The sequence below is a fragment of the Streptomyces sp. NPDC034086 genome (assembly GCF_055575515.1).
Genome location: NZ_JBVISM010000002.1, coordinates 788757 through 813169, shown reverse-complemented (window position 1 = coordinate 813169; position 24413 = coordinate 788757). Strand labels below are relative to the sequence as shown.

Genomic DNA, 24413 nt, shown 5'->3' with positions numbered 1-24413 from the left:
CAGCGCGCGTTCACCCGGTGCCGCTGCGCGCATGGGCGGCCCCGTTTTTGCCGCAGCTCGCTCTTAATGTCCGTTTTATGTGGGGCATAAGGTTCTGTGAATGGCCGGATTCAACTGTTTGGAACACGGCGCTTACCCATGCTGGAATTCAGCGAACTAGCTAGTAGCACCGCCGGAAGGTTGTTGGTCGAGTGAGGCGAAGCAACTCGAGCCCCGCGGATGAACCCGCGCGGGGCAACTTCACCCCGCCGCCGCGCGCGGCCATGTCGCCCGTCGACGTGCCCGCGGAACCACCCGCGAGCGGCGGCAGCACCAGCAAGCTCGCCCCCCGCAACTGGCGGGTGGCAACCAAGCTGAACGCCATCCTGCTGGTTCCCGTCCTCGTCGGACTGGTCATGGGCGGCTTCCAGGTGAAGGGCTCGATCGACAGCTGGAACGAGGCCAAGGACGCCGAGAAGACCGCCCGGATCGTCCAGGCCGCGGCCGAATACGGCCAGGCCCTCCTCAACGAGCGCGACCTCACGGCCGAGCCCCTCCTGAAGGGCGACCGCAACAACGAGGCCGTGACGAAGGCCTACGCGGCCACCGACGCGGCCAAGGCCAAGTTCGCCCGGGCCGTCAAGGACCTCCCCTCGAAGCAGGGCCTCGAGCGCCGCCTCGAGCTCTTCCGCCAGGAGGAGCCGAAGCTGGAGCAGGTCCGCAAGACGGCCTACGCCATCCCCGAGACCCAGAAGAAGAACCTCCCCTCCTCGGCCGGCCCCATCCCGACCGAAGAGGGGTACGTGCTGGTCCAGCACTACCTCATGCAGTTCTCCAACGAACTGGGCCTCGGCACCGGAAACGTCACCAGCTACGGCCGCATGGTCTACGCGGTCGAGCTGGCCAAGGCCGCGAACTCGCTCCAGCGCTCCGTCGGCACGCACCTGCTGGTGCGCCCGAACGAGAACGAGGAGATCCGCAAGGCCCAGCTGGTCGCCTTCTCCTCCTACGCCTACCTCGAAGAGATCGCCATCGGCGAGTACGTCGCCGCCGGTACCGACGAGGACACCAACCGGCTCAAGGAGGTCATGGGCAAGAAGTCCCAGGAGGGTGCCGCCAAGCTCGCCCAGGCCAAGCAGGCCGCCGAGCAGGCCGGTACCGTCTTCAAGGCCCCGCCCGTGGTCAACGGCTCCGCGCTCACCGGTATGACCGAGGCGATAGCCGGCGGCGAGAAGCCCGTCAAGCTCGCCCTGAACGGCACCACCGCCCCCGCCTGGCAGGCCGCCTCGACCGCCAAGTTCGAGGGCTACGCCGAGATCGAGAAGGACCTCCTCGACAAGGCCGTCAAGGACGCCGTCGCGGTGTCCGACAAGTCGCGCGGCGACGCCATCCTGACCGGCGCCATCGTGGTCGTGGCCCTGCTGGCCGCGTTCATCCTGGCCGCGATGATGGCCCGCCAGATGAGCCGCTCGATGCGCCGTCTGCGCACCTCCGCCTTCGACATCGCCGAGCAGCGCCTCCCCGCGCTCGTCGACCAGCTCTCGCGCACCGACCCGGGCAAGGTCGACACCCGCGTGGAGCCGATCCCGATCACCTCCCAGGACGAGATCGGCGAGGTCGCCCGCGCCTTCGACCAGGTCCACCGGGAAGCGGTCCGGCTCGCCGCCGAGCAGGCGCTCCTGCGGGGGAACGTCAACGCGATCTTCACCAACCTCTCCATGCGCAACCAGTCGCTGATCGAGGGCCAGCTGACCCTCATCACCGACCTGGAGAACAACGAGGCCGACCCGGACCAGCTGGAGAACCTCTTCCGCCTGGACCACCTGGCCACCCGTATGCGTCGCAACGGTGAGAACCTCCTCATCCTCGCGGGTGAGAACCCGGGCCGCCGCTGGGACCAGCCGGTGCCCCTCGTCGACGTGCTGCGCGCCGCCTCCTCCGAGGTGGAGCAGTACGAGCGCATCGAGCTCTCCGGCGTCTCCGACGCCGAGATCCACGGCCAGGCCGTGACCGACCTCGTGCACCTGCTCGCCGAGCTCCTGGAGAACGCCACCACGTTCTCCTCCCCGCAGACCAAGGTCCGCGTCAACGCCACGCGTCTGCCCGACGGCCGCGTGATGGTCGAGATCCACGACAAGGGCATCGGCCTCACCGCCGAGGACTTCGCGGACATCAACCACAAGCTGGCCAACCCGCCGACCGTGGACGCGGCGATCTCGCAGCGCATGGGTCTGTTCGTGGTCGGCCGGCTGGCGGACCGCCACAGCATCCGCGTCCAGCTGCGCCCCTCGGGCGAGGCGGCCGGCACCACCTCGCTGGTCATGCTCCCCGACGCCATCACCCACGGTGGCGGCGGCGAGGGCATACCGGAGGACGACTTCACCGTCTCCTCGATCATTCCGCAGCAGGAGGCCCAGCAGGCCGCCCCGCTGCGGACGGCCGCCGAGCTCGGCTTCGACGACTCGGCCTACGACGGCCAGGACGGCCAGGGCGGCGAGCAGAAGCCGGCCGACCCGGTCGTGCGGTCCCTGGGCCGCGAGGAGCGCCGGGCCGCCCTCGAGGCGCAGCTGAACTACCCGCAGGCGCAGGATCAGGACCAGTACCCCGGGCCGGAGGCCCAGGACTATCCGGAACCTCAGCCCGAGCACGGGTACCAGGAGTACCAGGGCTACGAGCAGCAGTCCGCGCAGGGCTACGAGGCCCCGTACGACACCCAGCGGCAGCCGCAGGCCTATGAGGCGTACCCGGAGCAGGACTACGCCTATCCGGAGTCCGGCTACCAGGACCAGCAGCAGCCCGCCCAGGCGTACGAGGGCGGCTACGAGGAGCAGTCCCAGCAGGGCCAGTGGCCCGGGCAGAACGGCTACCCGGGCTCCTACCAGCAGGATTACGGGACCGATTCGGAATCCCCGGCCGCTCCCGAACCGGCGCCGGACCGCGTAGGCTTCGACAGTCCGGGCGCCGCTGCAGACGCCGGTCACCAGTTGACCGGAGCGGGCCTGCCGCGACGCGGCAGCCAACAGCAGTGGCAGTCGGCACAGCAGGAAGCGGAGTCCGCCGGATCCCTCTTCGAGCAGCGGCCGCGGCGTCAGCAGCAGCCCGCCGAACCGGAGCGGGAACCGGTGGAGGCAGCAGCCGGCTCCGACTGGCGCTCGACGAACGACGAGCGCTGGCAGCAGGCCGGCAAACTCCGTGAGCCGAAGGCGGGCGGGATCACCTCGTCCGGTCTCCCTCGGCGCGTGCCCAAGGCCAACCTGGTCGAGGGTGCTGCGGAGACGACCCCGCAGGGAGGCCCCCAGGTCTCCCGCGCCCCGGAGGACGTCCGCGGCAGGTTGAGCAACCTGCGGCGGGGTGTCCAGCAGGGACGCAGCGCGGGTTCCGAGCAGTCAGGTAACAGCTATGACCAGGAGCGTTAGTGTGAGCGCGATGAGCCAGGCGGCGCAGAACCTTAACTGGTTGATCACCAACTTCGTGGACAACACCCCCGGGGTGTCCCACACCGTGGTGGTCTCCGCCGACGGCCTTCTGCTGGCGATGTCCGACGGATTCCCGCGCGACCGCGCCGATCAGCTGGCGGCCGTGGCCTCCGGCCTGACCTCGCTGACCGCCGGTGCCTCCCGGATCTTCGAAGGCGGGGCCGTCAACCAGACCGTCGTGGAGATGGACCGCGGGTTCCTCTTCCTGATGTCCGTCTCCGACGGATCCTCGCTCGCGGTGCTCGCGCACCCCGAGTGCGACATCGGCCTCGTCGGCTACGAGATGGCCCTTCTGGTGGACCGTGCGGGCAGTGTCCTCACCCCGGACCTGCGCGCGGAGCTCCAGGGAAGTCTTCTCAACTAGCAGACGGACAGTGCGTTTCGCGTCACCGCACCATAAGGTGCGGTGGCGCGGTTCCACAGGGAGTACTGCGTTCTTGGAGTCGGAGGAGGAAACGTGACAACACCCGGAGGACATCCCTATGGCGGCCACCAGCCGCAGGGTGGGCACGACCAGAACCGCTTCAACTTTCCCTCCGCGCCCAGCCGGCCCGTGCCGGAGCACAACCCCTACGCGCAGCAGCCGTACGGCCAGCCCCAGCAGCCCCAGGCGCCTCACCGGCTTCCGCAGCAGCCCCCCAGGGCAGCGCAGCCGCAGGCTCCGAAGGCGCACAACCCGCTGGTGCGCCCGTACGCGATGACCGGCGGCCGTACCCGGCCGCGCTACCAGCTCGCCATCGAGGCGCTGGTCAGTACCACGGCGGATCCGGCGCGCCTGCAAGGGCAGTTGCCCGAGCACCAGCGCATCTGCCGCCTGTGCCAGGAGATCAAATCCGTAGCGGAGATCTCGGCACTTCTCTCCATTCCTCTTGGTGTCGCCCGCATCCTCGTCGCCGACCTGGCGGAGGCGGGCCTTGTCGCCATTCACCAGCCCGGCGGCGACGAGTCTGCCGGCGGCCAGCCAGATGTGACACTGCTCGAAAGGGTGCTCAGTGGACTTCGCAAGCTCTAACGGCGGAGCGGCTCCGCGCTCCACCACCTCCGCGAAGATCGTGGTGGCGGGCGGCTTCGGCGTGGGCAAGACCACGTTCGTCGGCGCGGTCTCCGAGATCAACCCCCTGCGCACCGAAGCCGTCATGACCAGCGCCTCCGCCGGCATCGACGACCTCACGCACACCGGTGACAAGACGACCACCACGGTCGCCATGGACTTCGGCCGCATCACCCTGGACCAGGACCTGATCCTGTACCTCTTCGGTACCCCCGGACAGGACCGCTTCTGGTTCATGTGGGACGACCTCGTACGCGGCGCCATCGGCGCCGTCGTCCTCGTCGACACCCGCCGCCTCGCCGACTGCTTCCCCGCCGTCGACTACTTCGAGAACAGCGGCCTGCCCTTCGTCATCGCCCTCAACGGCTTCGACGGACACCAGCCCTACACCCCCGAAGAAGTCCGCGAGGCCCTCCAGATCGGCCCCGACGCCCCCATCATCACCACCGACGCCCGCCACCGCGCGGACGCCAAGAGCGCACTCATCACGCTCGTCGAGCACGCCCTCATGGCACGTCTGCGGTAGGAGTCCGGGCAGGCGCGCGCAGGCGCCGCAAGGACGTACGAAGGCCCCCGTGTCCCGGACACGGGGGCCTTCGCCCTGCCCGCTCCCCCGGCCACCGGTACGCCGGAAGGCCCCGCACCCTGGAGGGGTGCGGGGCCTTCCGGCGTTCGTGCGCGCGCTGCTCAGCCGCGCCAGCTGTGGGGGGCCTGGAAGCCCCGGCTGCGCTCCAGGCGGCGCCAGCCGGCCGTGGAGCGGCGGGTGACGGCGGCCTCTTCCGGGGTGGCGGCGGCGCGGGCGAGGAGGATCGCGGTGATCGCGGCCAGTTCCTCGGGCTCGGCGTTGCCCTTCTCGACCTTCAGCAGGGTGTCGGTGGCGGTGCTCATCGTCGGCGGGTCTCCTTCGCTCGTTACTGCGGCGGGTTGCCGTGCTTGCGCGACGGCAGATCGGCGTGCTTGGTGCGGAGCATCGCCAGGGCGCTGACGAGCACCCCCCGGGTCTCGGCCGGGTCGATGACGTCGTCCACCAGGCCGCGCTCGGCCGCGTAGTACGGGTGCATCAGCTCGGCCTTGTACTCCTTGACCATCCGGGCCCGCATCGCCTCAGGGTCCTCGGCGTCCGCGATCTGCTTGCGGAAGATCACGTTGGCGGCGCCTTCGGCGCCCATGACGGCGATCTCGTTGGTGGGCCAGGCGTAGGTGAGGTCGGCGCCGATGGACTGGGAGTCCATGACGATGTACGCGCCGCCGTAGGCCTTGCGCAGGATGAGCGAGATCCGCGGCACGGTCGCGTTGCAGTACGCGTACAGCAGCTTGGCGCCGTGACGGATGATGCCGCCGTGCTCCTGGTCGACGCCCGGCAGGAAGCCGGGGACGTCCAGCAGCGTGACGATCGGGATGTTGAAGGCGTCGCACATCTGGACGAAGCGCGCGGCCTTCTCGGACGCGTGGATGTCCAGGACGCCGGCGAGGTGGCCGGGCTGGTTGGCGACGATGCCGACCACCTGGCCGTCCAGGCGGGCGAGGGCGCAGATGATGTTGCGCGCCCAGCGCTCGTGGACCTCCAGGACGTCCCCGTCGTCGACGAGCTCCTCGATGACCTTGAGCATGTCGTACGGGCGGTTGCCGTCGGCGGGGACCAGGTCCAGCAGGACGTCCGAGCGCCGGTCGACGGGGTCGGAGCTCTCGTGGACCGGGGGGTTCTCGCGGTTGTTGGAGGGCAGCATCGTGATGAGGTACCGGACCTCGGCGATGCAGGTCTCCTCGTCGTCGTACGCGAAGTGCGCGACGCCGGAGGTCTCGGCGTGCACGTCCGCGCCGCCGAGGCCGTTCTGGGTGATCTCCTCACCGGTCACCGCGCGGACCACGTCGGGTCCGGTGATGAACATCTGCGAGGTCTCGCGGACCATGAAGACGAAGTCCGTCAGGGCCGGGGAGTACGCGGCTCCGCCGGCGCACGGGCCCAGCATCACGGAGATCTGCGGGATGACCCCGGAGGCCTTCGTGTTGCGCTGGAAGATGCCGCCGTAGCCGGCGAGGGCGGAGACGCCCTCCTGGATACGGGCGCCCGCGCCGTCGTTGAGGGAGACCAGCGGGGCACCGGCCGCGATGGCCATGTCCATGATCTTGTGGATCTTCGTGGCGTGGGCCTCGCCCAGGGCGCCGCCGAAGATGCGGAAGTCGTGCGCGTAGACGAAGACGGTGCGGCCCTCGACCGTTCCCCACCCGGTGATCACGCCGTCCGTGTAGGGCTTCTTCGCCTCCAGGCCGAAACCGGTCGCCCGGTGCCGGCGCAGCTGCTCCACCTCCCTGAAGGAACCTTCGTCCAGCAGGAGCGCGATGCGCTCGCGCGCGGTCAGCTTGCCCTTGGCGTGCTGCGCTTCGGTCGCGCGGTCGCTGGGGCCGCGCCGGGCCTCCTCGCGGAGGGCGTGCAGCTCGGCCACGCGCCCGCGGGCGTCCGTCGGCTCGCTCGGAGTCTGGTCCACAACGGTCATGTACCGACCTTACGGAGCGTGGCCATCAAAACCCTCCGTCGGTTCTACACAGTCTCCGGCCCCCTCCGCTGTCCGGGCCGGACAGAACCTCCGAAGCATGCATGGACTCCCCCAGCGCGAGCCTCGACCCTTTGTGGGGTTCCTATAAAAGCGCCAGCCCGGAGCGGAAGAAGTTGAAATTTGAACGGAATGGGTCTAGCGTCGTTCTTGTTGAAAGTTCAACGAAATGAGCCACTTCTCAGGAGGAAGTCATGGGTCTCTTCTCCCGCCGCGGCACCCGCAACGAGTCCGTCCCGCAGGGCCCGGTCGCCACGCTCGACGTCGACCCGGCGCTCGCCGCGCTCACCGGCGACTACGTCATCGACCCCGCCCACAGCAGCATCGGCTTCACCGTGCGCCACGCCATGGTGACCAATGTCCGCGGCGGCTTCGCCCGGCACGAGGGCACCCTGCACCTGGACGGCCGCGACCCCTCGCGCTCCACCGCCTCCATCGACGTCGAGATCGCCTCCGTCAGCACCGGCATCGCCGACCGCGACGCCCACCTGCTGGGCAGCGACTTCTTCGACGCCGAACTCTTCCCGCTCATGACCTTCCGCTCCACCTCCGCGGCGCACCTCGGCGGTGACGCGTACCGGATCACCGGCGAACTGACGATCAAGGACGTGACGCGTCCGCTCTCCATCGACCTGGAGTTCTCCGGTTCCGCCACGGACGTCTACGGCAGCGAGCGCGTCGGCTTCGAGGGCTCCGCCGAGATCCTCCGCTCCGACTGGGGCCTGACCTGGAACGCCGCCCTGGAGGCCGGCGGCGTGATGGTCAGCGACAAGGTGAAGCTGACCTTCGACATCTCGGCGGTCAAGCAGGCCTGATCCCGGCCGCGCGGAACCCCGGGGGCGGCTACCAGCCGCCCCCGCCGTCGAACCCGCCGCCACCGTCGAAGCCGCCACCGCCGCCGAAGTCCCCGCCGCCGAAGTCGGACGGGTCGAAGTCGGCTCCCGAGACGTCCCCGCCCTCGGGACCCCCGCCGTCGTGGCCGCCGTACCCGCCGCCGAAATCCGAGGCGTAGGCGGGCGTGGCCATCATCGAGCCCAGCACCGTGCCCATCAGCAGGCCGGGCAGGATGCCACCGCCGAAGTAGCCGCCGGCCCACGGTCCGTACGCCGGACCGGCGTCGTAGTACGGGCGCGGGCCGTGCTCCGTGTCCACGGTGCGCACCGCCGGGTCCACGCCGTCGCGCAGCCGTACGGCGTCCGCCGTGCAGACCGGCACCGTACGGGCCGCGCCGCCGGCCGGGGCCCAGACCGCGTCCCGCGTACTCGGGCCGTGGCGGGGGTCGAAGAAGCAGGGCGGACGGCGCTCGGGCAGCGGCTCGCGCCGACGGCGGGCGTCGAGCGAGGCCAGCGCGTACCGGCCGTCCTCCAGCGCCTGGGTGACGCCCTGCACCTCGTGCGGCTCGCGCACCGAGGCCATGATCCGCTTGGCCTTCTCGTAGGAGTCCAGCGCGTGCTCGTAGTCCGTGCGCATCGCGTCGTCGGCACCGGGCTCACCGGGGTGGAAGTCGAGGCGGTCGAGTTCCTCGCCGAAGGCGGTGATGTCCTCGTCCACCACCACCGCGAGCCGGGCGACCGCTTCGCGCCGGATCTCGTCCTTCTTCTTGCGGTTCCGCTTGACCAGCAGGTACGCGCCACCCCCGCCGGCCAGGGCCACCGCGCCGAGGGCGATCAACGCCCCGGCGGAGGATCCGCCCCCGTCGGCCCCCTCGCTCCAGGAGGCGGGGGCCCGGCCCTTCATCTGCGGGAGGGCCTGGCCGGCGAAGTCGTCCAGCTGGGCGGCGGCGTCCACCGGCCCGTCCGCCTTCACCGCGTCGGTGAGGTTGCGGACCGCGTTGCCCGGCATGACGGCCCGGTCGGCCCTGGCGTCGAATCCGTCGCCGAGCCGGACGGCGTAGAGCCCGGTGATCCCCGTCCGCGTGCGCACCGCGCGCAGCACGCTGTCGGCGGGGAAGGCGGCGGTGGCGGGCAGCACGGCGACGAAGAGCGGCTTGCCGGCCGCCTTGATCTTCGCGGCCAGGGCGTCCGCCTGGGCGGGCGACAGCTGTGCGGCGGCCCCGGGATCGACGTAGACCGGGCCCTTCCTGAACGCCTCCGCCACCGCGGCGGTCCCCCCGTCGGCGGCGACCGCCCGCGGGGCGGCGCCGATCGTCCCGGCGGACAGCGCCAGCAGCAGACCGGACAGCATCGATCCCACGCGTATGGACATCAGCCTGGTCCTCATACTGACGACGCTACCCGAACCGGAACTTTCCCGGGTAAGCCGGACATAAGCCGCATGGTTCGGGGTGGGGGGCCCGCCGGGCCGGCGCCCGGCGAGGTGGGCGCCGGAGCTACTCGGCCGGTTCGACGCCCGCGTGGAGGAGGCCGAAGGTGTAGGCGTCCTCCAGGGCCTGCCAGGAGGCGGCGATGACGTTGGGGGCGACGCCCACCGTGTTCCACTCGCGGGTGCCGTCCGTCGTGGAGATCAGGACGCGGGTCGTGGACTCCGTGCCGTGCTTGCCCTCCAGGATGCGGACCTTGTAGTCGACGAGCTCGAACTTGGCCAGCTGCGGGTAGAAGCGTTCCAGACCGACCCGCAGGGCGCGGTCGAGGGCGTTGACGGGGCCGTTGCCCTCCGCCGTGGCGACGATCCGCTCGCCCTTGGCCCACAGCTTGACGGTCGCCTCGTTGGCGTGGGTCCCGTCGGGGCGGTCCTCGACGATGGCCCGCCAGGACTCGGTACGGAAGTACTTGCGCGCCCGGCCCTCGGCCTCGGCCCGCAGCAGCAGCTCGAAGGAGGCGTCGGCGGCCTCGTAGGTGTAGCCGGCCAGCTCGCGCTCCTTGACCCGCTCGACCACGCGGGCGATCAGCGCCCGGTCCCCGCCGAGGTCGACGCCGAGCTCCCTGCCCTTGAGCTCGATGGAGGCGCGGCCGGCCATGTCGGAGACCAGCATGCGCATGGTGTTGCCGACGCGCTCGGGGTCGATGTGCTGGTACAGGTCCGGGTCGACCTTGATCGCCGAGGCGTGCAGGCCCGCCTTGTGCGCGAAGGCGGAGACGCCGACGTACGGCTGGTGCGTGGAGGGGGTGAGGTTGACGACCTCGGCGATGGCGTGGGAGATGCGGGTCATCTCGGCGAGCGCGCCCTCGGGGAGGACCTTGCGGCCGTACTTGATCTCCAGCGCGGCGACGACCGGGAAGAGGTTGGCGTTGCCGACGCGCTCCCCGTATCCGTTCGCGGTGCACTGCACGTGCGTGGCGCCGGCGTCGACGGCGGCCAGGGTGTTGGCGACGGCGCAGCCGGTGTCGTCCTGGGCGTGGATGCCCAGCCGGGCGCCGGTGTCGGCCAGGACGGTCGAGACGACCGCGCCGATCTGGGCGGGGAGCATGCCGCCGTTGGTGTCGCAGAGGATGACGACGTCGGCGCCGGCCTCGTGGGCGGTGCGGACGACGGCCTTGGCGTACTCGGCGTTGGCGCGGTAGCCGTCGAAGAAGTGCTCGCAGTCGACGAAGACGCGGCGGCCCTGGGCGACGAGGTGGGAGACGGTGTCCCGGACCATCTCCAGGTTCTCTTCGAGGGTGGTGCGCAGCGCGAGTTCGACGTGGCGGTCGTGGGACTTGGCGACGAGGGTGATGACCGGCGCGCCGGATTCCAGGAGGGCGCGCACCTGCGGGTCCGAGGCGGCGTCGCCGCCGGCCCGGCGGGTGGCGCCGAAGGCGACCAGCTGGGCGTTCCTGAAGTGGATCTCGGCCCGGGCGCGGGCGAAGAACTCGGTGTCGCGGGGGTTGGCGCCGGGCCAGCCCCCCTCGATGAAGCCGACTCCGAACTCGTCGAGGTACCGCGCGATCGTCAGCTTGTCCGCGACCGTGAGGTTGATGCCCTCACGCTGGGCGCCGTCGCGCAGGGTGGTGTCGAAGACGTGGAAGCCGTCGTCGAGTGCCTCTGTCGGCTGGCTCGCCTCTGTCGTCGTCATGCTGATCTGACTCCTGTCGGATGAGTGGTTCCGGAGACCGGGGATCCACTGCCCCCATCATCGCGCGCTGTCCGGTTCCGGCATGTTTCTGCCCTGGAAACGAAAAGACCCCTCGCGGGTGCGAGAGGTCTGCGCGCGGGTCTGAGGCACGGTGGCCGCTGCCGCGGAGGTCGTCCACGGTTTCAGCGGTCACAGAGGACCGGCGCGCTGCTGTCCATAATCATGAGCCGAGCAGACACGTCCGCAGTCTGACACAAGGCCCTCGGAGCGTGGACGCCGGTCTCAGCATGCGGGCACCCCCCGTCCGGCAGGCGGCCGCCGCCGCGGGGGACGGCTATCCGGCCAGGGTCTCGGCGAGGAACTCCGCGACGTGCGCCAGGATGTCCTCCCGCTCGATGCCGGGCAGTCCGACGGCGACCTGGATGCTGAACCCGTCGAGCAGAGCCCGCAGCCTGGCCGCGAAGCGGTCGGGGTCGACCGCGCGGAACTCGCCGCGCGAGATGCCCTCGGCGAGCAGGGCGACCAGGTCGCGGTGCCAGGCGCCCTCGATGGCGGCCTGCCGTTCGCGTTCCCGGGGGCCCGCGTTCTGGGACCGGTTCCACACCTCCAGCCACAGGGTCCAGTGCGGGTCCCGGGGGCCGTCGGGCACGTACAGGTCCACGTACGCCCGTACGCGCTCGAGCGCCGGGCCGCCGCGGGCGAGCAGGGCCCTGCGCTGGTCGCCGAGGGCCGCCTCGCTCCATTCCAGGGTCCGCAGCAGGAGCTCGTCCTTGCTGCCGAAGTAGTAGAGGAGGTGGCCGCTGCTCATGCCGACCTGCCGGCCCAGGCCGGCCATGGTCAGGCCCTCCAGCCCGCGCTCGGCGATCGTGGCCATGGCGGCGACGAGTACGTCCTCGCGCGGGGGCGCGTTCTTGCGCGCCGCCCGGACCGGTACTCCACCCGCCGCCATGGGCCGCTCCTTCACGAGATCGCCTCGGGTCAGACCTTCGGCTGCTGCTGGGTGATGCAGTGGATACCGCCACCCCCGGCGAAAATCGTACGTGCGTCGACGAGCGTCACGGTCCGCTCGGGGAAGAGTCCGCGGAAGATCTCCGCGGCCTCCTCGTCGCGCGGGTCGTCGAAGGCGCACAGCACCACGCCCCCGTTGCAGAGGTAGTGGTTGATGTACGAGTAGTCCACCCACTCGCCGTCCTCCTCGAGCACGGTCGGCGCCGGGACCTCCACGACCTCCAGCAGCCGGCCCCGCGCGTCGGTGGAGGCGCGCAGGATGGCGGCGATGGTCTTGCAGCGCTCGTGGTCGGGGTGGGCCGGGTCGGGCTGGGTGTGGACCATGACCACGCCGGGGCGGGCGAAGGCGGCGACGATGTCCACGTGGCCCTGGGTCCCGTAGGTGCCGTAGTCGCCGGCCAGGCCGTACGGCAGCCAGATGGCCTTGGTGGTGCCGAGGTGGGCGTGGATCTCCTCCTCGACCTGCTTGCGGGTCCAGCCGGGGTTGCGGCCCTCGCCGAGCTGCACCGTGTCGGTGAGCAGCACGGTGCCCTCGCCGTCGACGTGGATGGCGCCGCCCTCGTTCACCAGCCGGGTGCTGTACGTGCGGGTTCCCACGAGGTCGGAGACGTGCCGGGCGATCTTCGCGTCGTGGTCCCAGCGGGCCCACTCCTGGGCGCCCCAGCCGTTGAAGGTCCAGTCGACGGCCGCCAGTTCCCCGGCACCGTTGGTGACGAAGGTCGGGCCGATGTCGCGCATCCAGGCGTCGTCGAGCTCCCGCTCGACGAGCTCGACGTCGTCCCCGACGACCGCCCGGGCGCTCTCGGCGTCGCCCGGGGAGACGACGAGGGTCACCGGTTCGTACGCGCGCACGGCGCGGGCGACCGCGCCCCAGGCCTCACGGGCCTCGGCCAGTTCCCGGGCGTTGGTGAAGGTGGGGTTGGGGCTCGGCCAGGCCATCCAGGTGCGCTCGTGGGGGGTCCACTCGGCGGGCATCCGGAAGCCGTCGTCCGAGGGCTTGGCGGGCTGTGCAGTCATGGCGGGGGTCCTTACGGGCTTACGGGCTGGGCCGTTCACAGACGGTGCCGTTCACAGGAAGTAGAGGCGGTTGAGGGAGACGGAGTCGGCCGCTTCGGAGCGCAGCGGTTCCCCGTCGAGGGAGACGAGGCCGCTGCGCGCGTCGACGTCGACCGCGCCCACCCGGGAGTTGAGGAGCATGTCCTTGGGGCCGATGCCCCGGGTGCCGCGTACGGCGACCCGGCGGCGGCGGGTCGGCATCGCGTCGCCGCCCAGCGCCGCCGCGGCGGCGGAGACGAAGGCCACGGAGATGTCGGCGGCGGTGGCCCCGTACGAGCCGAACTGCGGTCCGAGGACGAGCGGTTCGCAGGTGTCGGTGGCGGCGTTGGGATCGCCGGTGACCCCGTACGCGGGGAACCCCGACTTGAGGACCAGCTGCGGCTTGGCGCCGAAGAACTGCGGGCGCCAGAGCACGATGTCGGCGAGCTTGCCGGTCTCGATGGAGCCGATCTCGTGGGCCAGGCCGTGGGCGATGGCCGGATTGATGGTCAGCTTGGCCATGTAGCGCAGGACGCGGGCGTTGTCGTCGCCCTCGCCGTCGCCGTCCAGGGGGCCGAGCTCGCCCTTCATCTTGGCGGCCATCGCGAAGGTGCGGCGGATGGTCTCGCCGGCCCGGCCCATGCCCTGGGCGTCGGAGGAGGTGATGCCGATGGCCCCGAGGTCGTGCAGGACGTCCTCGGCGCCCATCGTCCCGGCGCGGATCCGGTCGCGGGCCATGGCCGCGTCGCCGGGGAGGTCCGGCTTGAGGTCGTGGACGGAGACGATCATGCCGTAGTGCTCGGCGACGGCGTCGCGGCCGAAGGGCAGGGTGGGGTTGGTGGAGGAGCCGATGACGTTCGGCACGCCCGCCATCTTCAGCACGTTGGGGACGTGCCCGCCGCCGCAGCCCTCGATGTGGAAGGCGTGGATGGTCCGGCCGTCCAGGACGCGCAGGGTGTCCTCGACGGAGAGGCACTCGTTCAGGCCGTCGCTGTGCAGGGCGACCTGTACGTCGTGCTCCTCGGCCACGCGCAGGGCGGTGTCCAGAGCACGGGTGTGCGCGCCCATGTCCTCGTGGACCTTGAAGCCCGAGGCGCCGCCCTCGGCGAGGGCCTCCACCAGGGGCGCGGCGTCCGAGGAGGAGCCGCGGGCCAGGAACCCGATGTTGACGGGCCAGGCGTCGAAGGCGTTGAAGGCGTGCTTCAGCGCCCAGGGGGAGTTGACGCCGACGCCCCAGACGGGGCCGAACTCCTGGCCGATGACGGTGGTGACACCGGCGGCGAGGGAGGCCTCCATGATCCGCGGGGAGAGCAGGTGGACGTGGGTGTCCACGGCTCCGGCGGTGGCGATCAGGCCCTCCCCGGAGACGATGCTCGTGCCGGTGCCGACGACGACGTCGACCCCGTCGAGGGTGTCCGGGTTGCCGGCGCGGCCGATCGCGTGGATGCGGCCCTCGCGGATGCCGATGGAGACCTTCTTGATGCCGAGCACGGCGTCGATCACCAGGACGTTGCTGATCACGACGTCACAGGTGTCGCGGACGGCGGCGCCCTTGAGGTGCAGGCCGTCGCGGGCGGTCTTGCCGAAACCGGCGAGGAACTCGTCGCCGGGCTTCTGGGCGTCGTGCTCCACCCGCACGGTCAGCCCCGAGTCGCCGAGCCGGACCCGGTCGCCGGCGCGGGGGCCGAAGACGGACGCGTACTCGTGCGGGTCGATGTGGCGGCTGCCCGGGGCGCAGTGCGCGCTGTGGTCGCTGTGGGGGGTCTGACGGCTCACGCCTGGTGTCCTTCCGGGGCGTCGTCGGTCGGGGCGGCGGCGCCGAGGTAGCCGCAGGCGGCGGCGCGGGCCAGGGCCTGCTCCTTGGCTCCGGGAGCGTCCAGCGGGCCGTCGACCAGCCCGGCGAAACCGATCGCGACGCGCTCGCCGCCGATCGGGACCAGGCCCACCTCGCCCTCGCCGTGCGGGTCGAAGCGCACCGAGGAGCCCGCCGGGACGCACAGCCGCATGCCGTAGGCGGCGGCGCGGTCGAAGTCGAGCCGGGGGTTCGCCTCGAAGAAGTGGAAGTGGGAGGTGACGCTGACCGGCACGGACGCGGTGTTGCGCACGCGCAGGGACAGCCGCGGTTCGGGCTGGGGCGCGCCCGGGCCGGGTACGACCGCGCCGGGGGCGTCGTCACCGAGCGACACGGCGCCCCGGATGGGCGCGGAGACCACCGCGAGGCGGGACCCGTCGTCGAAGACGGCCTCCACGTGCACCTCGGTGACCACGTCGGACACGCCGGGCAGCACGTCGTCGGGGCCGAGCACGCCGCGGGCCTCCTCGATGGCCTCCGCCAGGCGCTTGCCGTCGCGCGCGGCCTCGCAGACCGTGTCCGCGATCAGCGCGGTGGCCTCGGGGACGTTGAGCCTCAGGCCCCGGGCCCGTCGGGCCCTGGCCAGTTCCGCGGCGCCGCGCAGCAGCAGCCGGTCGCGCTCCGTAGGGGTCAGCCGCACGCCGATCCACCACCTTTTGAGTCAATGGGTTAGAGCATCACTCTAACTCTTGATTTCCTCGCAGTGAAGGATTGACCCCGCCCATGGGCTCAGGTCACATTGAATGACGCTCAAATCAGTGCGCCACCATCCCCCGCCCTGCCAAGGGAGTCCCCCCATGCCCATCGAACAGCGCGGAGTCGACACCATCCCCGAGGAGGAGCGGACCAGCGGTCCCCGCGACCTGGTCTCGATCCTCCTCGGCTCCAACCTCTGCCTCGGCGTGATCGTCTTCGGCTGGCTGCCCCCGTCCTTCGGGCTCGGGCTGGTGCCCTCCGTCACCGCCATCGTGACCGGCACCCTGGTCGGCATCGCCTTCACCGCGCCGCTCGCCCTGGTGTCCCTGCGCACCGCGACCAACCTGTCCACCTCCAGCGGCGCCCAGTTCGGCGTACGGGGACGGCTGGTCGGCTCCGTCGTCGGCCTGCTGCTCTCCCTCGGCTACACCGCGCTCACCCTGTGGATAGGCGGCGACGTGATGGCCGCGGCCCTGTCCCGCCTCACCGGGCTGCCGGACACCGGTTCCACCCGGGCCGTGATGTACGGCGGGCTCGCCGCGTGCACGGTCGTCGCGGCCGTCTTCGGCTACCGGCTGCTGCTGCGCATGAGCAAGGTGCTGTCGGTGGCCATGGTCGTCCTCCTGGCCGTCGGCGTCGTCGCGTACGCCCCGGACTTCACCACCGCCGCCCCGCCGGACACGGCGTACCTGCTCGGCTCCTTCTGGCCGACCTGGCTGCTGGCCGCCGTCGCCGCCGGGCTCAGCGGACCCGTCGCCTTCATCACGCTGCTCGGCGACTACACCCGCTACGTCTCCCCCCGGCGCCACGGCTCGCGCAAGGTCTTCCGGGCCACCTGCCTCGGACTCCTGGTCGGCCTGCTGGTCCCGCAGCTGTTCGGCACCTACACCGCCCTCGCCGCGCGCGCCGGCGCCGACTACGCCGGGCCGCTCGTGGAGGCCGCTCCCTTCTGGTACCTCGTGCCGCTGCTCGCCGCCGCGGCGGCCGGCTCGGTGGGCAACGCCGGGCTGATGCTCTACTCCATGGGCCTGGACCTGGACGCCATCGTGCCGAGGGCCACCCGCACCACGGCCACGGTGATCGCCGCGGCGGTGGCCACCGCGTTCGTCTTCTTCGGCTCCTTCGAGTGGGACGTGCAGTCCGCGATGACCTCCTTCGTCCTGCTGCTCACCGCGATCGGCACCCCCTGGGCCGTGATCACCCTGATCGGTTTCGTCCGCTGCCGCGGGTCCTACGACGTCGATGCCCTCCAGGTGTTCAACCGTCGGGCCCGCGGCGGCGTCTACTGGTACAGCGGCGGCTGGAACCTCCGCGCCACCGCCTCCTGGGCGGCGGGTGCGGCCGTGGGACTGGCCGCCGTGTCGACCCCGGTGTACGAGGGCCCGCTGCTGGCCCTCACCGGCGGGGTGGACTGTAGTTTCATCCTGTCGGGGCTGATCGGCGGGGCGGTGTACACCGCCCTGACGGTCCGGCCGCAGGCGGCACCCGCCGCCGGACCGGCGGCGAAGGCAGCGGTGGCGGCGGCCGAATAGGACGGGGCCGGCGCCCACGACACGGGGAGGCATCGTGGAAGAACTCGCATACGTGGCCGGCAAGGTGGTCAAGGGGATCGCGGGCCTGGCCTACGCGTTCGGCGACACCCTCACGGGGCTCGGCCCGGAGGGGACGGGCAAGGAGCGCAAGGAGAAGAAGGACGACGGCGAGACGGAGGACGAGCGCTGACCCGCGCTCCCTCCCGGAACGCCGGAAGGCCCCCCGCGCCGAGCGCGGGGGGCCTTCCGTCCGTCGGGGGCGGAGCGCCTAGCCGAGCGGGTGCATCCAGCCGTGGGTGTCGGGCGTGCGGCCGGTCTGGAGGTCGAGGAGCGCCTTGCGGAGCTTCATGGTGACCTCGCCGGGCTGCCCGTCGCCCTGGGTCCAGCCGGCGCGCTCCGACTTGACCGAGCCGACCGGGGTGATGACGGCGGCGGTACCGCAGGCGAACACCTCGGTCAGGGTGCCGTTCTCGTTGTCGCGCTGCCAGTCCTCCGTGCTGATCCGGCCCTCCTCGGCGGTGTAGCCGAGGTCGCGGGCGATGGTGAGGAGGGAGTCGCGGGTGATGCCGGGCAGGAGCGAGCCGGTGAGCTCGGGGGTGACGATGCGGTCGCCGTACACGAAGTACAGGTTCATGCCGCCCATCTCCTCGATCCAGCGGTGCTCGACGGCGTCGAGCCAGACGACCTGGTCGCAGCCGTGCGAGGCGGCCTGGGCCTGGGCGACGAGGGAGGCCGCGTAGTTGCCGCCGGTCTTGGCGGCGCCGGTGCCGCCCTTGACGGCGCGGACGTACTCCTCGGAGAGCCAGACGGAGACGGGCTTGACGCCACCGGGGAAGTAGGCGCCGGCGGGCGAGGCGATGACCATGAAGAGGAACTCGTTGGCCGGGCGGACGCCCAGGCCGACCTCGGACGCGAACATGAACGGGCGCAGGTACAGGGAGGCCTCGCCGGAGTCCGGCACCCAGGCGCGGTCCTGCTTGATCAGGGCGTCGCAGGCCTCGATGAAGAGGTCGGCCGGCAGCTCGGGCATCGCCATGCGGCGGGCGGAGGCCTGGAACCGCTCGGCGTTGGCGCGCGGGCGGAAGGTGGCGACGGTGCCGTCGGGCTGGCGGTAGGCCTTGAGCCCCTCGAAGATCGTCTGCGCGTAGTGCAGGGTCATGTTCGCCGGGTCGATCGCCAGCGGGGCGTACGGGACGAGCTCGGCGTCGTGCCAGCCGCGGCCTTCGGTCCACTTGATCGTCACCATGTGATCGGTGAAGTGGCGGCCGAAGCCCGGGTTGGCCAGGATCGCTTCGCGCTCCGCGTCGGACAGCGGGTTCGAGGAGGGCTTGAGCTCGATCGTGGGCGTCGTCATGAGTGCTTGTCCTTCACCGGTTGGGTAGGGCGGACCGCGCTCATGCGTACCAGGACGTCCGAGCTTCCCCGTATTCCGCGGCCTCGCGTTCGATTATCGCTCGTGGGCACGCTTCGGAGAAACGGGGCTGAGCGGCCCAGGGAGATGGTGGCACCGGGGGCCGCACAGGAGAAGCCGCCAGGTCCCCTTTGTGACCTGGCGGCTTCCTGGAGGAACGGCCGGGTCAGCCGGCTACTCGCGCGGCGAGGGCGTCGCCGATCGCGTCGGTGGAGCGGAAGGTGCCGTCGCGCTCGGCCAGGTCTGCGGAGACGGCGTCCTCGATGCGGACGGCCTGCTCCTCGTGGCCGAGGTGGCGCAGCAGCAGGGCCACCGAGAGGACCGTGGCGGTCGGGTCGGCCTTGCCGGTGCCCGCGATGTCGGGGGCCGAGCCGTGGACGGGCTCGAACATGGACGGGAAGGCGCCGGTCGGGTTGATGTTCCCGGAGGCGGCCAGGCCGATGCCGCCGGTCACGGCCGCGGCCAGGTCGGTGAGGATGTCACCGAACAGGTTGTCCGTGACGATGACGTCGAAGCGCTCGGGCTGGGTGACGAAGAAGATCGTCGCGGCGTCGACATGCAGGTAGTCGGTGGTGACCTCGGGGTACTCCTGGCCGACCTTGTCGAAGATGTTCTTCCACATGTGGCCCGCGTACACGAGGACGTTGTTCTTGTGGACGAGCGTCAGCTTCTTGCGGGGGCGCGCGTTGGCCCGCTCGTAGGCGTCGCGCACGACGCGCTCGACGCCGTAGGCGGTGTTCACGCTGACCTCGGTGGCCACCTCGGCGGGGGTGCCGGTGCGCAGGCTGCCGCCGTTGCCGGTGTACGGGCCCTCGGTGCCCTCGCGGACCACGACGAAGTCGATCTCCGGACGGCCGGCCAGCGGGGTGGCCGTGTTCGGGAACAGTTTCGAGGGGCGCAGGTTGACGAAGTGGTCGAAGGCGAAGCGGAGCTTCAGCAGCAGACCGCGCTCCAGGACGCCCGACGGGACCGAGGGGTCGCCGATGGCGCCCAGCAGGATCGCGTCGTGGTGCTTGAGGGCCTCGAGCTCCGCGTCCGGGAGGGTCTCACCGGTGCGGTGCCAGCGCCGGGCACCGAGGTCGTACTCCTTGGTCTCCAGCTTCACATCCTGGGGCAGGACCGCGGTAAGGACCTTCAGGCCCTGAGCCACGACTTCCTGGCCGATGCCATCACCGGGGATCACTGCGAGATTGATGCTGGTCGACATGTCGGAACCGTACTCCCTGTCCCAGCCCTCAGACATATCGCGTCCACCATTCGGACCGCGCGACGGCTGCGCGAGGGTCTGGACGGCCTCGAACGGCCGCGGCACCGGCGGGGACGCGAGGAGCCCGGTGCGGCCGGACTGGTCGGCGCCCCGCCGGGGGCCCGGTCGGCGGCCGTTCAGTGGCCGGTCGAGCCGCCGTTGTCGCGGCGGTCCAGGGCGCGCTGGAGGGCGGCGGCGGCGTTCTTGCGGTCGGCGTCGGCCGGGGAGGAGTGGCGGACGCGGCGCGTCGCGGCGGTGGTGGGGGTCATGGTGATCGACTCCTTGGGATCACGGCGTGGCGGGGCCACGGATGAGGGGTGTTCCTTCAAGGCGCCGGAAGAGGCGGGGAGCCGTGCGCCGCAGGGGTTGCCTGCCAGGGGCGCGCGCTCTCGACCGCCATTCGCAGGATCAGCGAGACGTTCGGCTCCTACAAAGCTAGGGCAGGTCCGGCTGTCTGTCTCCGCAATTACTCGGACTTCCTAGTATCTGAGACGGGAAACCGCCCGAAGGGAGCCCTCCGGCCGTTCCGTTTCAGACCTTCTCAGCCCGGAGTTCCCTGATCAGAGCCATGACCGCGCGGGTCGACGCCAGTTCCGGTGTGGTGACGTATCCCACCCGCCTCACCGGCCTCCCGGGCCCCAGACCGGTGATCTCGACGGTGTCCGGCGCCTCGCGCAGCGACAGCTCCGGCATGATCGCCATCCCCAGCCCCCGGGCGACCATGGTCAGCACCATGGCGTCGTCCTCCGCCTTCACGGTGGCCCCCGGGATCCAGTCCTGGGCCCGCCACCACTGCCGGGTGTAGGAGCCGCAGTTCTCGTCCCAGTCCAGCAGCGGCAGCGCCCTCGGGTTCGGGTGCCCGGCCGGGTGCACCAGCGCGTACGCCTCCTCCACGAGCACCCCGGTCAGCAGCCCCGCCGGTACGTCCTCCCGCGCGCCCAGCGTCGCGATCCCCAGGTCGGCCCGGCCCGCGGCCACCTCCCCCGCCGTCCCGGCACCCAGTTCGCGCACCACCCTGACCTCGGGGCGGATCCCCGGGTACAGCGCGGCCAGCCGCTCCAGCGCGGGCGGCAGCAGGTGCAGGGCCGCGCTGCGGAAGGCAGCGACGCGCAGCACCCCCTCCCCGGCGTCCCGCCCGGCGGCGGCCCGCGCCGCGCCGCGCGCCTCCGCGCCCAGCACCTCGTACAGCCGCAGGACGCGCCGGCCCAGCGCCACGGCCCGCTCCCCGGCCGGGGTGGGCGTGGCCCCGCCGCGCCCGCGCTCGAAGAGCACCGCGCCGACCTTGGCCTCGCTGCCGCGCACCGAGTGCGAGACGGCGGACTGGCCGATGCCCAGCACGGCGGCCGCGGCGGAGAAGCCACCCGTCTCGGCGACGGCGACCAGCACCCGGAGTTCCTGCGGGGCGAGTTCGGCCATGGGGTCCCACCTCGGTGTATGAGCGGCTTTCATGGATGTGCGGCTTCCATGAGCGCAACCCCCTGCCCGGCTCCGGGATTCCTTCCTACGGTCGGGGCCATGAGCACCGAAACGGCCCGTGCCGTCCACCAGATCGCCCGCCCGACCGGTTTCCCGGCCGTCTCCGACTTCGCGTACGTCTCCTCGCCCGTCCCCGAACCCGCCCCGGGTACCGCTCTGGTGGAGAACCTGCTGCTGTCGGTGGACCCGTACCACCGCGGGCTGATGGACGGCGGCGAGGGCGGCTTCGAGCTGCACGCGCCGCTGGAGGGCCGCGCGGTGGGCCGGGTGACCGCCTCCCGCGACCCGGGCCTGGCCGAGGGCGACCTGGTCTTCCACCGCGCGGGCTGGCGCACCCACTCCCTGGTCACCCTGGGCGTGGACGGCACCCGGAAGCTGCGCGGCCACGCGGGGGTTCCGCTGGAGGCCTACCTGTCGATCCTCGGCGGCACCGGCCTGACGGCCTATGCCGCCCTCACCCGGACGGCGGCGCTACGCGCGGGCGAGGACCTCTTCGTCTCCGCCGCCGCCGGCGGGGTCGGCACGGCCACCGGTCACATCGCCCGGCTGCTCGGAGCCCGCCGGATCATCGGCAGCGCCGGCTCGGCGGCGAAGACCGCCCACCTCACTGGGACCCTCGGCTTCGACGCCGCCTTCGACTACCACGACGGGCCCGTCGCCGAACAGCTGGCGGCGGCCGCGCCGGACGGCATCGACGTCTACGTGGACAACGTGGGCGGGGAACACCTGGAGGGCGCGATCGCGTCCCTGCGCGAGTACGGCCGGATCGCCTGGGTCGGCGCCATCTCGACGTACAACGGGGACCGTTCCCCCGCCGCGCCGCGCAACCTCTTCGAGGTGGTCCACAAGTCCCTGCGCCTGGAGGGGGTGCTGGTCCGCCACCACACCGCTCTCCAGGACGAGCTGGAGGACTTCCTGGTCCCCCACCTGCGCAGCGGCCGGATCGGCACCGACACCACCGTCGCCGAGGGCTTCGACCGCACCGTGGAGGCCTTCCTGGGCATGCTCCGCGGGGAGAACCTGGGCAAGATGCTCGTACGGGCCGGCGACTGATCCCGGCCCGCCCGCGGCTACAGGACGTCCCCGTCCCGCCAGTCGAAGTCGAGCCGTCCGGAGGCGTCCGGCGCGGCGCCGCCGGGCGGCGTCCACAGGTAGGTCGAGCCCTCCTCCCCGGCCAGCCGCTCGGGCCCGGCCGGGCCGAGCACGCCGATCCGCCCGGCGTACGGCTTCCAGCCCCGGCTCCCGTACAGGGGCGCGCCCTCGTCGGACGCGGACAGGGCGCCGAGGACGTACGCCCCGGCGATGACGCCCTCCAGCCCGGCCATCACCGCCGCGCCGAGCCCGCGCCGGCGCCGGTCGGCGCGTACGGCGACGGCCTCGACGTACCCGGTCCGCAGGGCCCGCCCCTGGTGGAGCACCCGCCGCTGGACGACGCTGCCGTGGGCGACGAGCGCGCCGCCCTCGTACACCAGGGCGTGCATCCCGCCGAGGGCGTGCTCGAAGTCCTCGTCCCCGAAGTCCCCTTCGAAGGCCGCGTCGAGCAGGTCCCGGATCACGGCGAGGTCGCCCCCGCCGAGCTGCGAGGTGTGCGCGAGACGGGTGCGCGTGGCGTCGCTCATGCCCCCATTCTGCCCCGGAGCCGGTCCAGTTCGGCGGCCGTCAGCCCCGCCCCCCTCAGGTAGGCGCCCGCGTCCAGCCACCGCGCGGTGTCCGCGGCCAGGGCGTGGACGGTGGTGCCGAGACCGGCGACGTACTCCTGGACCTCGGCGTCGTCGTAGGGCCGGCCCAGGGTCGCGTACCGGGCACGGACCCGCGGCTCGCTCAGCGCGTGGTCGTCGGCCGTCTCCTGCGGGGTCGCCCCGGCCAGCCGCAGCAGGACGAGCGCGATGATCCCCGTCCGGTCGCGGCCCAGACCGCAGTGGAAGGCGACCCCGCCCGGCGGGGCGGTGGCGACGGCCCGGGCGACGGAGGCCACGCGGTCGGGGAACCGTTCCAGGAAAGGCCGGAAATACGCGGGGGTGCCGAAGCCGGGAGTGCCCCACCACACGTCCCAGAAGTCCCGGTGCCCGACGCCGTCGAGCGGGATCCGCAGGGTGGTCAGCCCCGGCGGACGCGGGGCGCGGTCCGGCTCGGCTTCGCCGTCGTTGCGCAGGTCGATGACGGTGCGCACCCCGTGGCGCGCCAGTGTGGTCCAGCCGCGGGCGGTGAGCCCGTCGAGGCTGTCGGCCCGTACCAGCGTCCCGGGCCGCACCGTTCCGAGCCCGCCGAGGTCACGGGCGTTGAAACAGCCCTCCCACTCCACGAATCGACCGACGTTCGACACGGTCATAACCCCCCTGTCAGTACACAACGGACATGAGCTGGTGACGCTCGGCTGGCCTCGGGGGTTCCCTCGCTGGAAGATCTGCGCATGTCGCCTGAGACCCAGCAGTGGACCCCGACCCATGGCCGGCCCTACCGGCCCGTCCCCTACCGTCCCGCGCGCATGCCGGGCCCCGAATCGCTCGCGCGCGCGGCGGAACTGCGGGCCCGGATGGACGAGCGGCGGACGGTGCGCCACTTCTCGCCCGATCCCGTCCCCGAGCAGGCCGTGCGTGACGCGATCGCCTGCGCCGCCACCGCGCCCTCCGGGGCGCACCAGCAGCCGTGGACCTTCGTCCTGGTCAAGGACCCGGGCATCCGGCAGCAGATCCGTGCCGCGGCCGAGCAGGAGGAGCAGATCTCCTATGACGGCCGCCTCGGCGACGAATGGCTCGCCGCGCTGCGCCCCATCGGCACGGACGCGGTGAAGACCCACCTCACGGACGCGCCGGCGCTGATCGTGGTCTTCCAGCAGCGCTACTGGCTCGGCCCCAACGGCACGAAGCGCAAGCACTACTACGTCGACGAGTCGGTCGGCATCGCTGTCGGCATGCTGCTGTCGGCCCTGCACCTGTCGGGCCTGGCGGCGCTCGTCCACACCCCGAGCCCGATGCGCTTCCTGGGGCACGTCCTGAACCGCCCGGAGAACGAGAAGGCCTTCGCGGTGATCCCGGTCGGCTACCCGGCGGACGACTGCGAGGTCCCGGACCTGGTCCGCAAGTCCCTGGACCAGGTCCTGGTGGAGGTCTGAGCCCGCGGGCCGCCCCCGCGCACCGGACCGCCCCC

23 protein-coding genes are annotated in these 24413 nt (G+C 71.9%); 9 read left to right on the top strand and 14 right to left on the bottom strand.

Annotated features, from left to right (window positions below):
* Positions 1-191: 191 nt before the first annotated feature.
* From ACZ514_RS09115 to ACZ514_RS09100, 4 genes are all read left to right on the top strand, one after another.
* The gene (locus ACZ514_RS09115; RefSeq protein WP_469124425.1) at positions 192-3395 is read left to right on the top strand and encodes a nitrate- and nitrite sensing domain-containing protein; all 3204 of its coding nucleotides are present in this window, start codon (positions 192-194) and stop codon (positions 3393-3395) included.
* 10 nt (positions 3396-3405) lie between these two features.
* Positions 3406-3819, top strand: coding sequence for a roadblock/LC7 domain-containing protein (locus ACZ514_RS09110; protein ID WP_030037347.1), 414 nt, complete (start codon positions 3406-3408; stop codon positions 3817-3819).
* Between the two features lie 93 nt (positions 3820-3912).
* The gene (locus tag ACZ514_RS09105; RefSeq protein WP_388946570.1) at positions 3913-4467 is read left to right on the top strand and encodes a DUF742 domain-containing protein; all 555 of its coding nucleotides are present in this window, start codon (positions 3913-3915) and stop codon (positions 4465-4467) included.
* Positions 4448-5032 (top strand): GTP-binding protein, encoded by a 585-nt coding sequence (locus tag ACZ514_RS09100; protein ID WP_007266770.1) that lies wholly within the window; start codon positions 4448-4450, stop codon positions 5030-5032. Before ACZ514_RS09105 ends, ACZ514_RS09100 begins: the two co-directional genes overlap by 20 nt.
* Positions 5033-5193: 161 nt before the next feature.
* Here the strand turns inward: ACZ514_RS09100 and ACZ514_RS09095 are convergent, their stop codons facing one another.
* A complete protein-coding gene (locus ACZ514_RS09095; RefSeq protein ID WP_388939996.1) occupies positions 5194-5394 on the bottom strand; it encodes an acyl-CoA carboxylase subunit epsilon in 201 nt (66 codons plus the stop codon).
* 23 nt (positions 5395-5417) lie between these two features.
* A complete protein-coding gene (locus ACZ514_RS09090) occupies positions 5418-7001 on the bottom strand; it encodes an acyl-CoA carboxylase subunit beta (protein WP_468166570.1) in 1584 nt (527 codons plus the stop codon).
* A gap of 251 nt (positions 7002-7252) precedes the next feature.
* Between ACZ514_RS09090 and ACZ514_RS09085 the strand changes: the two genes are divergently transcribed.
* Positions 7253-7873, top strand: coding sequence for a YceI family protein (locus ACZ514_RS09085; protein ID WP_468166568.1), 621 nt, complete (start codon positions 7253-7255; stop codon positions 7871-7873).
* A 28-nt stretch (positions 7874-7901) separates the two neighbouring features.
* On the opposite strand, the gene ACZ514_RS09080 is transcribed toward ACZ514_RS09085, so the two are convergent.
* From ACZ514_RS09080 to ureA, 6 genes are all read right to left on the bottom strand, one after another.
* Positions 7902-9278, bottom strand: a complete 1377-nt coding sequence (locus ACZ514_RS09080) for a hypothetical protein (protein WP_468166566.1) — start codon at positions 9276-9278, stop codon at positions 7902-7904.
* Between the two features lie 109 nt (positions 9279-9387).
* Positions 9388-11010 carry a citramalate synthase gene (gene cimA / locus ACZ514_RS09075; protein WP_468166564.1) on the bottom strand — a complete coding sequence of 541 codons (1623 nt, stop codon included), beginning with the start codon at positions 11008-11010 and terminating at the stop codon, positions 9388-9390.
* A gap of 334 nt (positions 11011-11344) precedes the next feature.
* On the bottom strand, positions 11345-11959 hold the full coding sequence (locus ACZ514_RS09070) for a TetR/AcrR family transcriptional regulator (RefSeq protein ID WP_468166562.1): 615 nt from the start codon (positions 11957-11959) through the stop codon (positions 11345-11347).
* 29 nt (positions 11960-11988) lie between these two features.
* Complete coding sequence (locus tag ACZ514_RS09065) at positions 11989-13035, bottom strand: agmatine deiminase family protein (RefSeq protein ID WP_468166560.1); 1047 nt, start codon at positions 13033-13035, stop codon at positions 11989-11991.
* Positions 13036-13086: 51 nt separating this feature from the next.
* Entirely contained in the window at positions 13087-14829 is a 1743-nt protein-coding gene (locus tag ACZ514_RS09060; protein WP_469124424.1) for an urease subunit alpha, read from the bottom strand.
* Positions 14826-15545, bottom strand: coding sequence for an urease subunit gamma (gene ureA / locus ACZ514_RS09055; protein WP_468695737.1), 720 nt, complete (start codon positions 15543-15545; stop codon positions 14826-14828). Before ureA ends, ACZ514_RS09060 begins: the two co-directional genes overlap by 4 nt.
* A gap of 157 nt (positions 15546-15702) precedes the next feature.
* Here ureA and ACZ514_RS09050 point away from each other — a divergent pair, with 157 nt between their 5' ends.
* A complete protein-coding gene (locus tag ACZ514_RS09050) occupies positions 15703-17133 on the top strand; it encodes a cytosine permease (RefSeq protein ID WP_469124423.1) in 1431 nt (476 codons plus the stop codon).
* 34 nt (positions 17134-17167) lie between these two features.
* Positions 17168-17323, top strand: coding sequence for a hypothetical protein (locus ACZ514_RS09045; RefSeq protein ID WP_468166552.1), 156 nt, complete (start codon positions 17168-17170; stop codon positions 17321-17323).
* A gap of 78 nt (positions 17324-17401) precedes the next feature.
* Here the strand turns inward: ACZ514_RS09045 and ACZ514_RS09040 are convergent, their stop codons facing one another.
* The 4 genes from ACZ514_RS09040 to ACZ514_RS09025 all read right to left on the bottom strand — a co-directional run bounded on the left by ACZ514_RS09040 (position 17402) and on the right by ACZ514_RS09025 (position 21206).
* Positions 17402-18487 carry a branched-chain amino acid aminotransferase gene (locus tag ACZ514_RS09040; RefSeq protein ID WP_468166550.1) on the bottom strand — a complete coding sequence of 362 codons (1086 nt, stop codon included), beginning with the start codon at positions 18485-18487 and terminating at the stop codon, positions 17402-17404.
* A gap of 223 nt (positions 18488-18710) precedes the next feature.
* Positions 18711-19751, bottom strand: coding sequence for a 3-isopropylmalate dehydrogenase (locus ACZ514_RS09035; protein ID WP_469124422.1), 1041 nt, complete (start codon positions 19749-19751; stop codon positions 18711-18713).
* Between the two features lie 176 nt (positions 19752-19927).
* Positions 19928-20059 (bottom strand): hypothetical protein, encoded by a 132-nt coding sequence (locus tag ACZ514_RS09030; RefSeq protein WP_388939975.1) that lies wholly within the window; start codon positions 20057-20059, stop codon positions 19928-19930.
* Between the two features lie 262 nt (positions 20060-20321).
* Positions 20322-21206, bottom strand: coding sequence for a LysR family transcriptional regulator (locus ACZ514_RS09025; RefSeq protein ID WP_469124421.1), 885 nt, complete (start codon positions 21204-21206; stop codon positions 20322-20324).
* Positions 21207-21305: 99 nt separating this feature from the next.
* On the opposite strand from ACZ514_RS09025, the gene ACZ514_RS09020 reads away from it, so the two are divergent.
* Positions 21306-22319 (top strand): NADP-dependent oxidoreductase, encoded by a 1014-nt coding sequence (locus ACZ514_RS09020; RefSeq protein WP_469124420.1) that lies wholly within the window; start codon positions 21306-21308, stop codon positions 22317-22319.
* A gap of 17 nt (positions 22320-22336) precedes the next feature.
* Here the strand turns inward: ACZ514_RS09020 and ACZ514_RS09015 are convergent, their stop codons facing one another.
* Together ACZ514_RS09015 and ACZ514_RS09010 are read right to left on the bottom strand one after the other, a co-directional pair.
* Positions 22337-22885 (bottom strand): GNAT family N-acetyltransferase, encoded by a 549-nt coding sequence (locus ACZ514_RS09015; RefSeq protein ID WP_468695751.1) that lies wholly within the window; start codon positions 22883-22885, stop codon positions 22337-22339.
* Complete coding sequence (locus tag ACZ514_RS09010; RefSeq protein WP_469124419.1) at positions 22882-23595, bottom strand: tyrosine-protein phosphatase; 714 nt, start codon at positions 23593-23595, stop codon at positions 22882-22884. The genes ACZ514_RS09015 and ACZ514_RS09010 overlap by 4 nt, the downstream gene beginning before the upstream one ends.
* 81 nt (positions 23596-23676) lie before the next feature.
* Here ACZ514_RS09010 and ACZ514_RS09005 point away from each other — a divergent pair, with 81 nt between their 5' ends.
* Complete coding sequence (locus tag ACZ514_RS09005; protein ID WP_469124418.1) at positions 23677-24378, top strand: nitroreductase family protein; 702 nt, start codon at positions 23677-23679, stop codon at positions 24376-24378.
* Positions 24379-24413 lie beyond the last annotated feature (35 nt).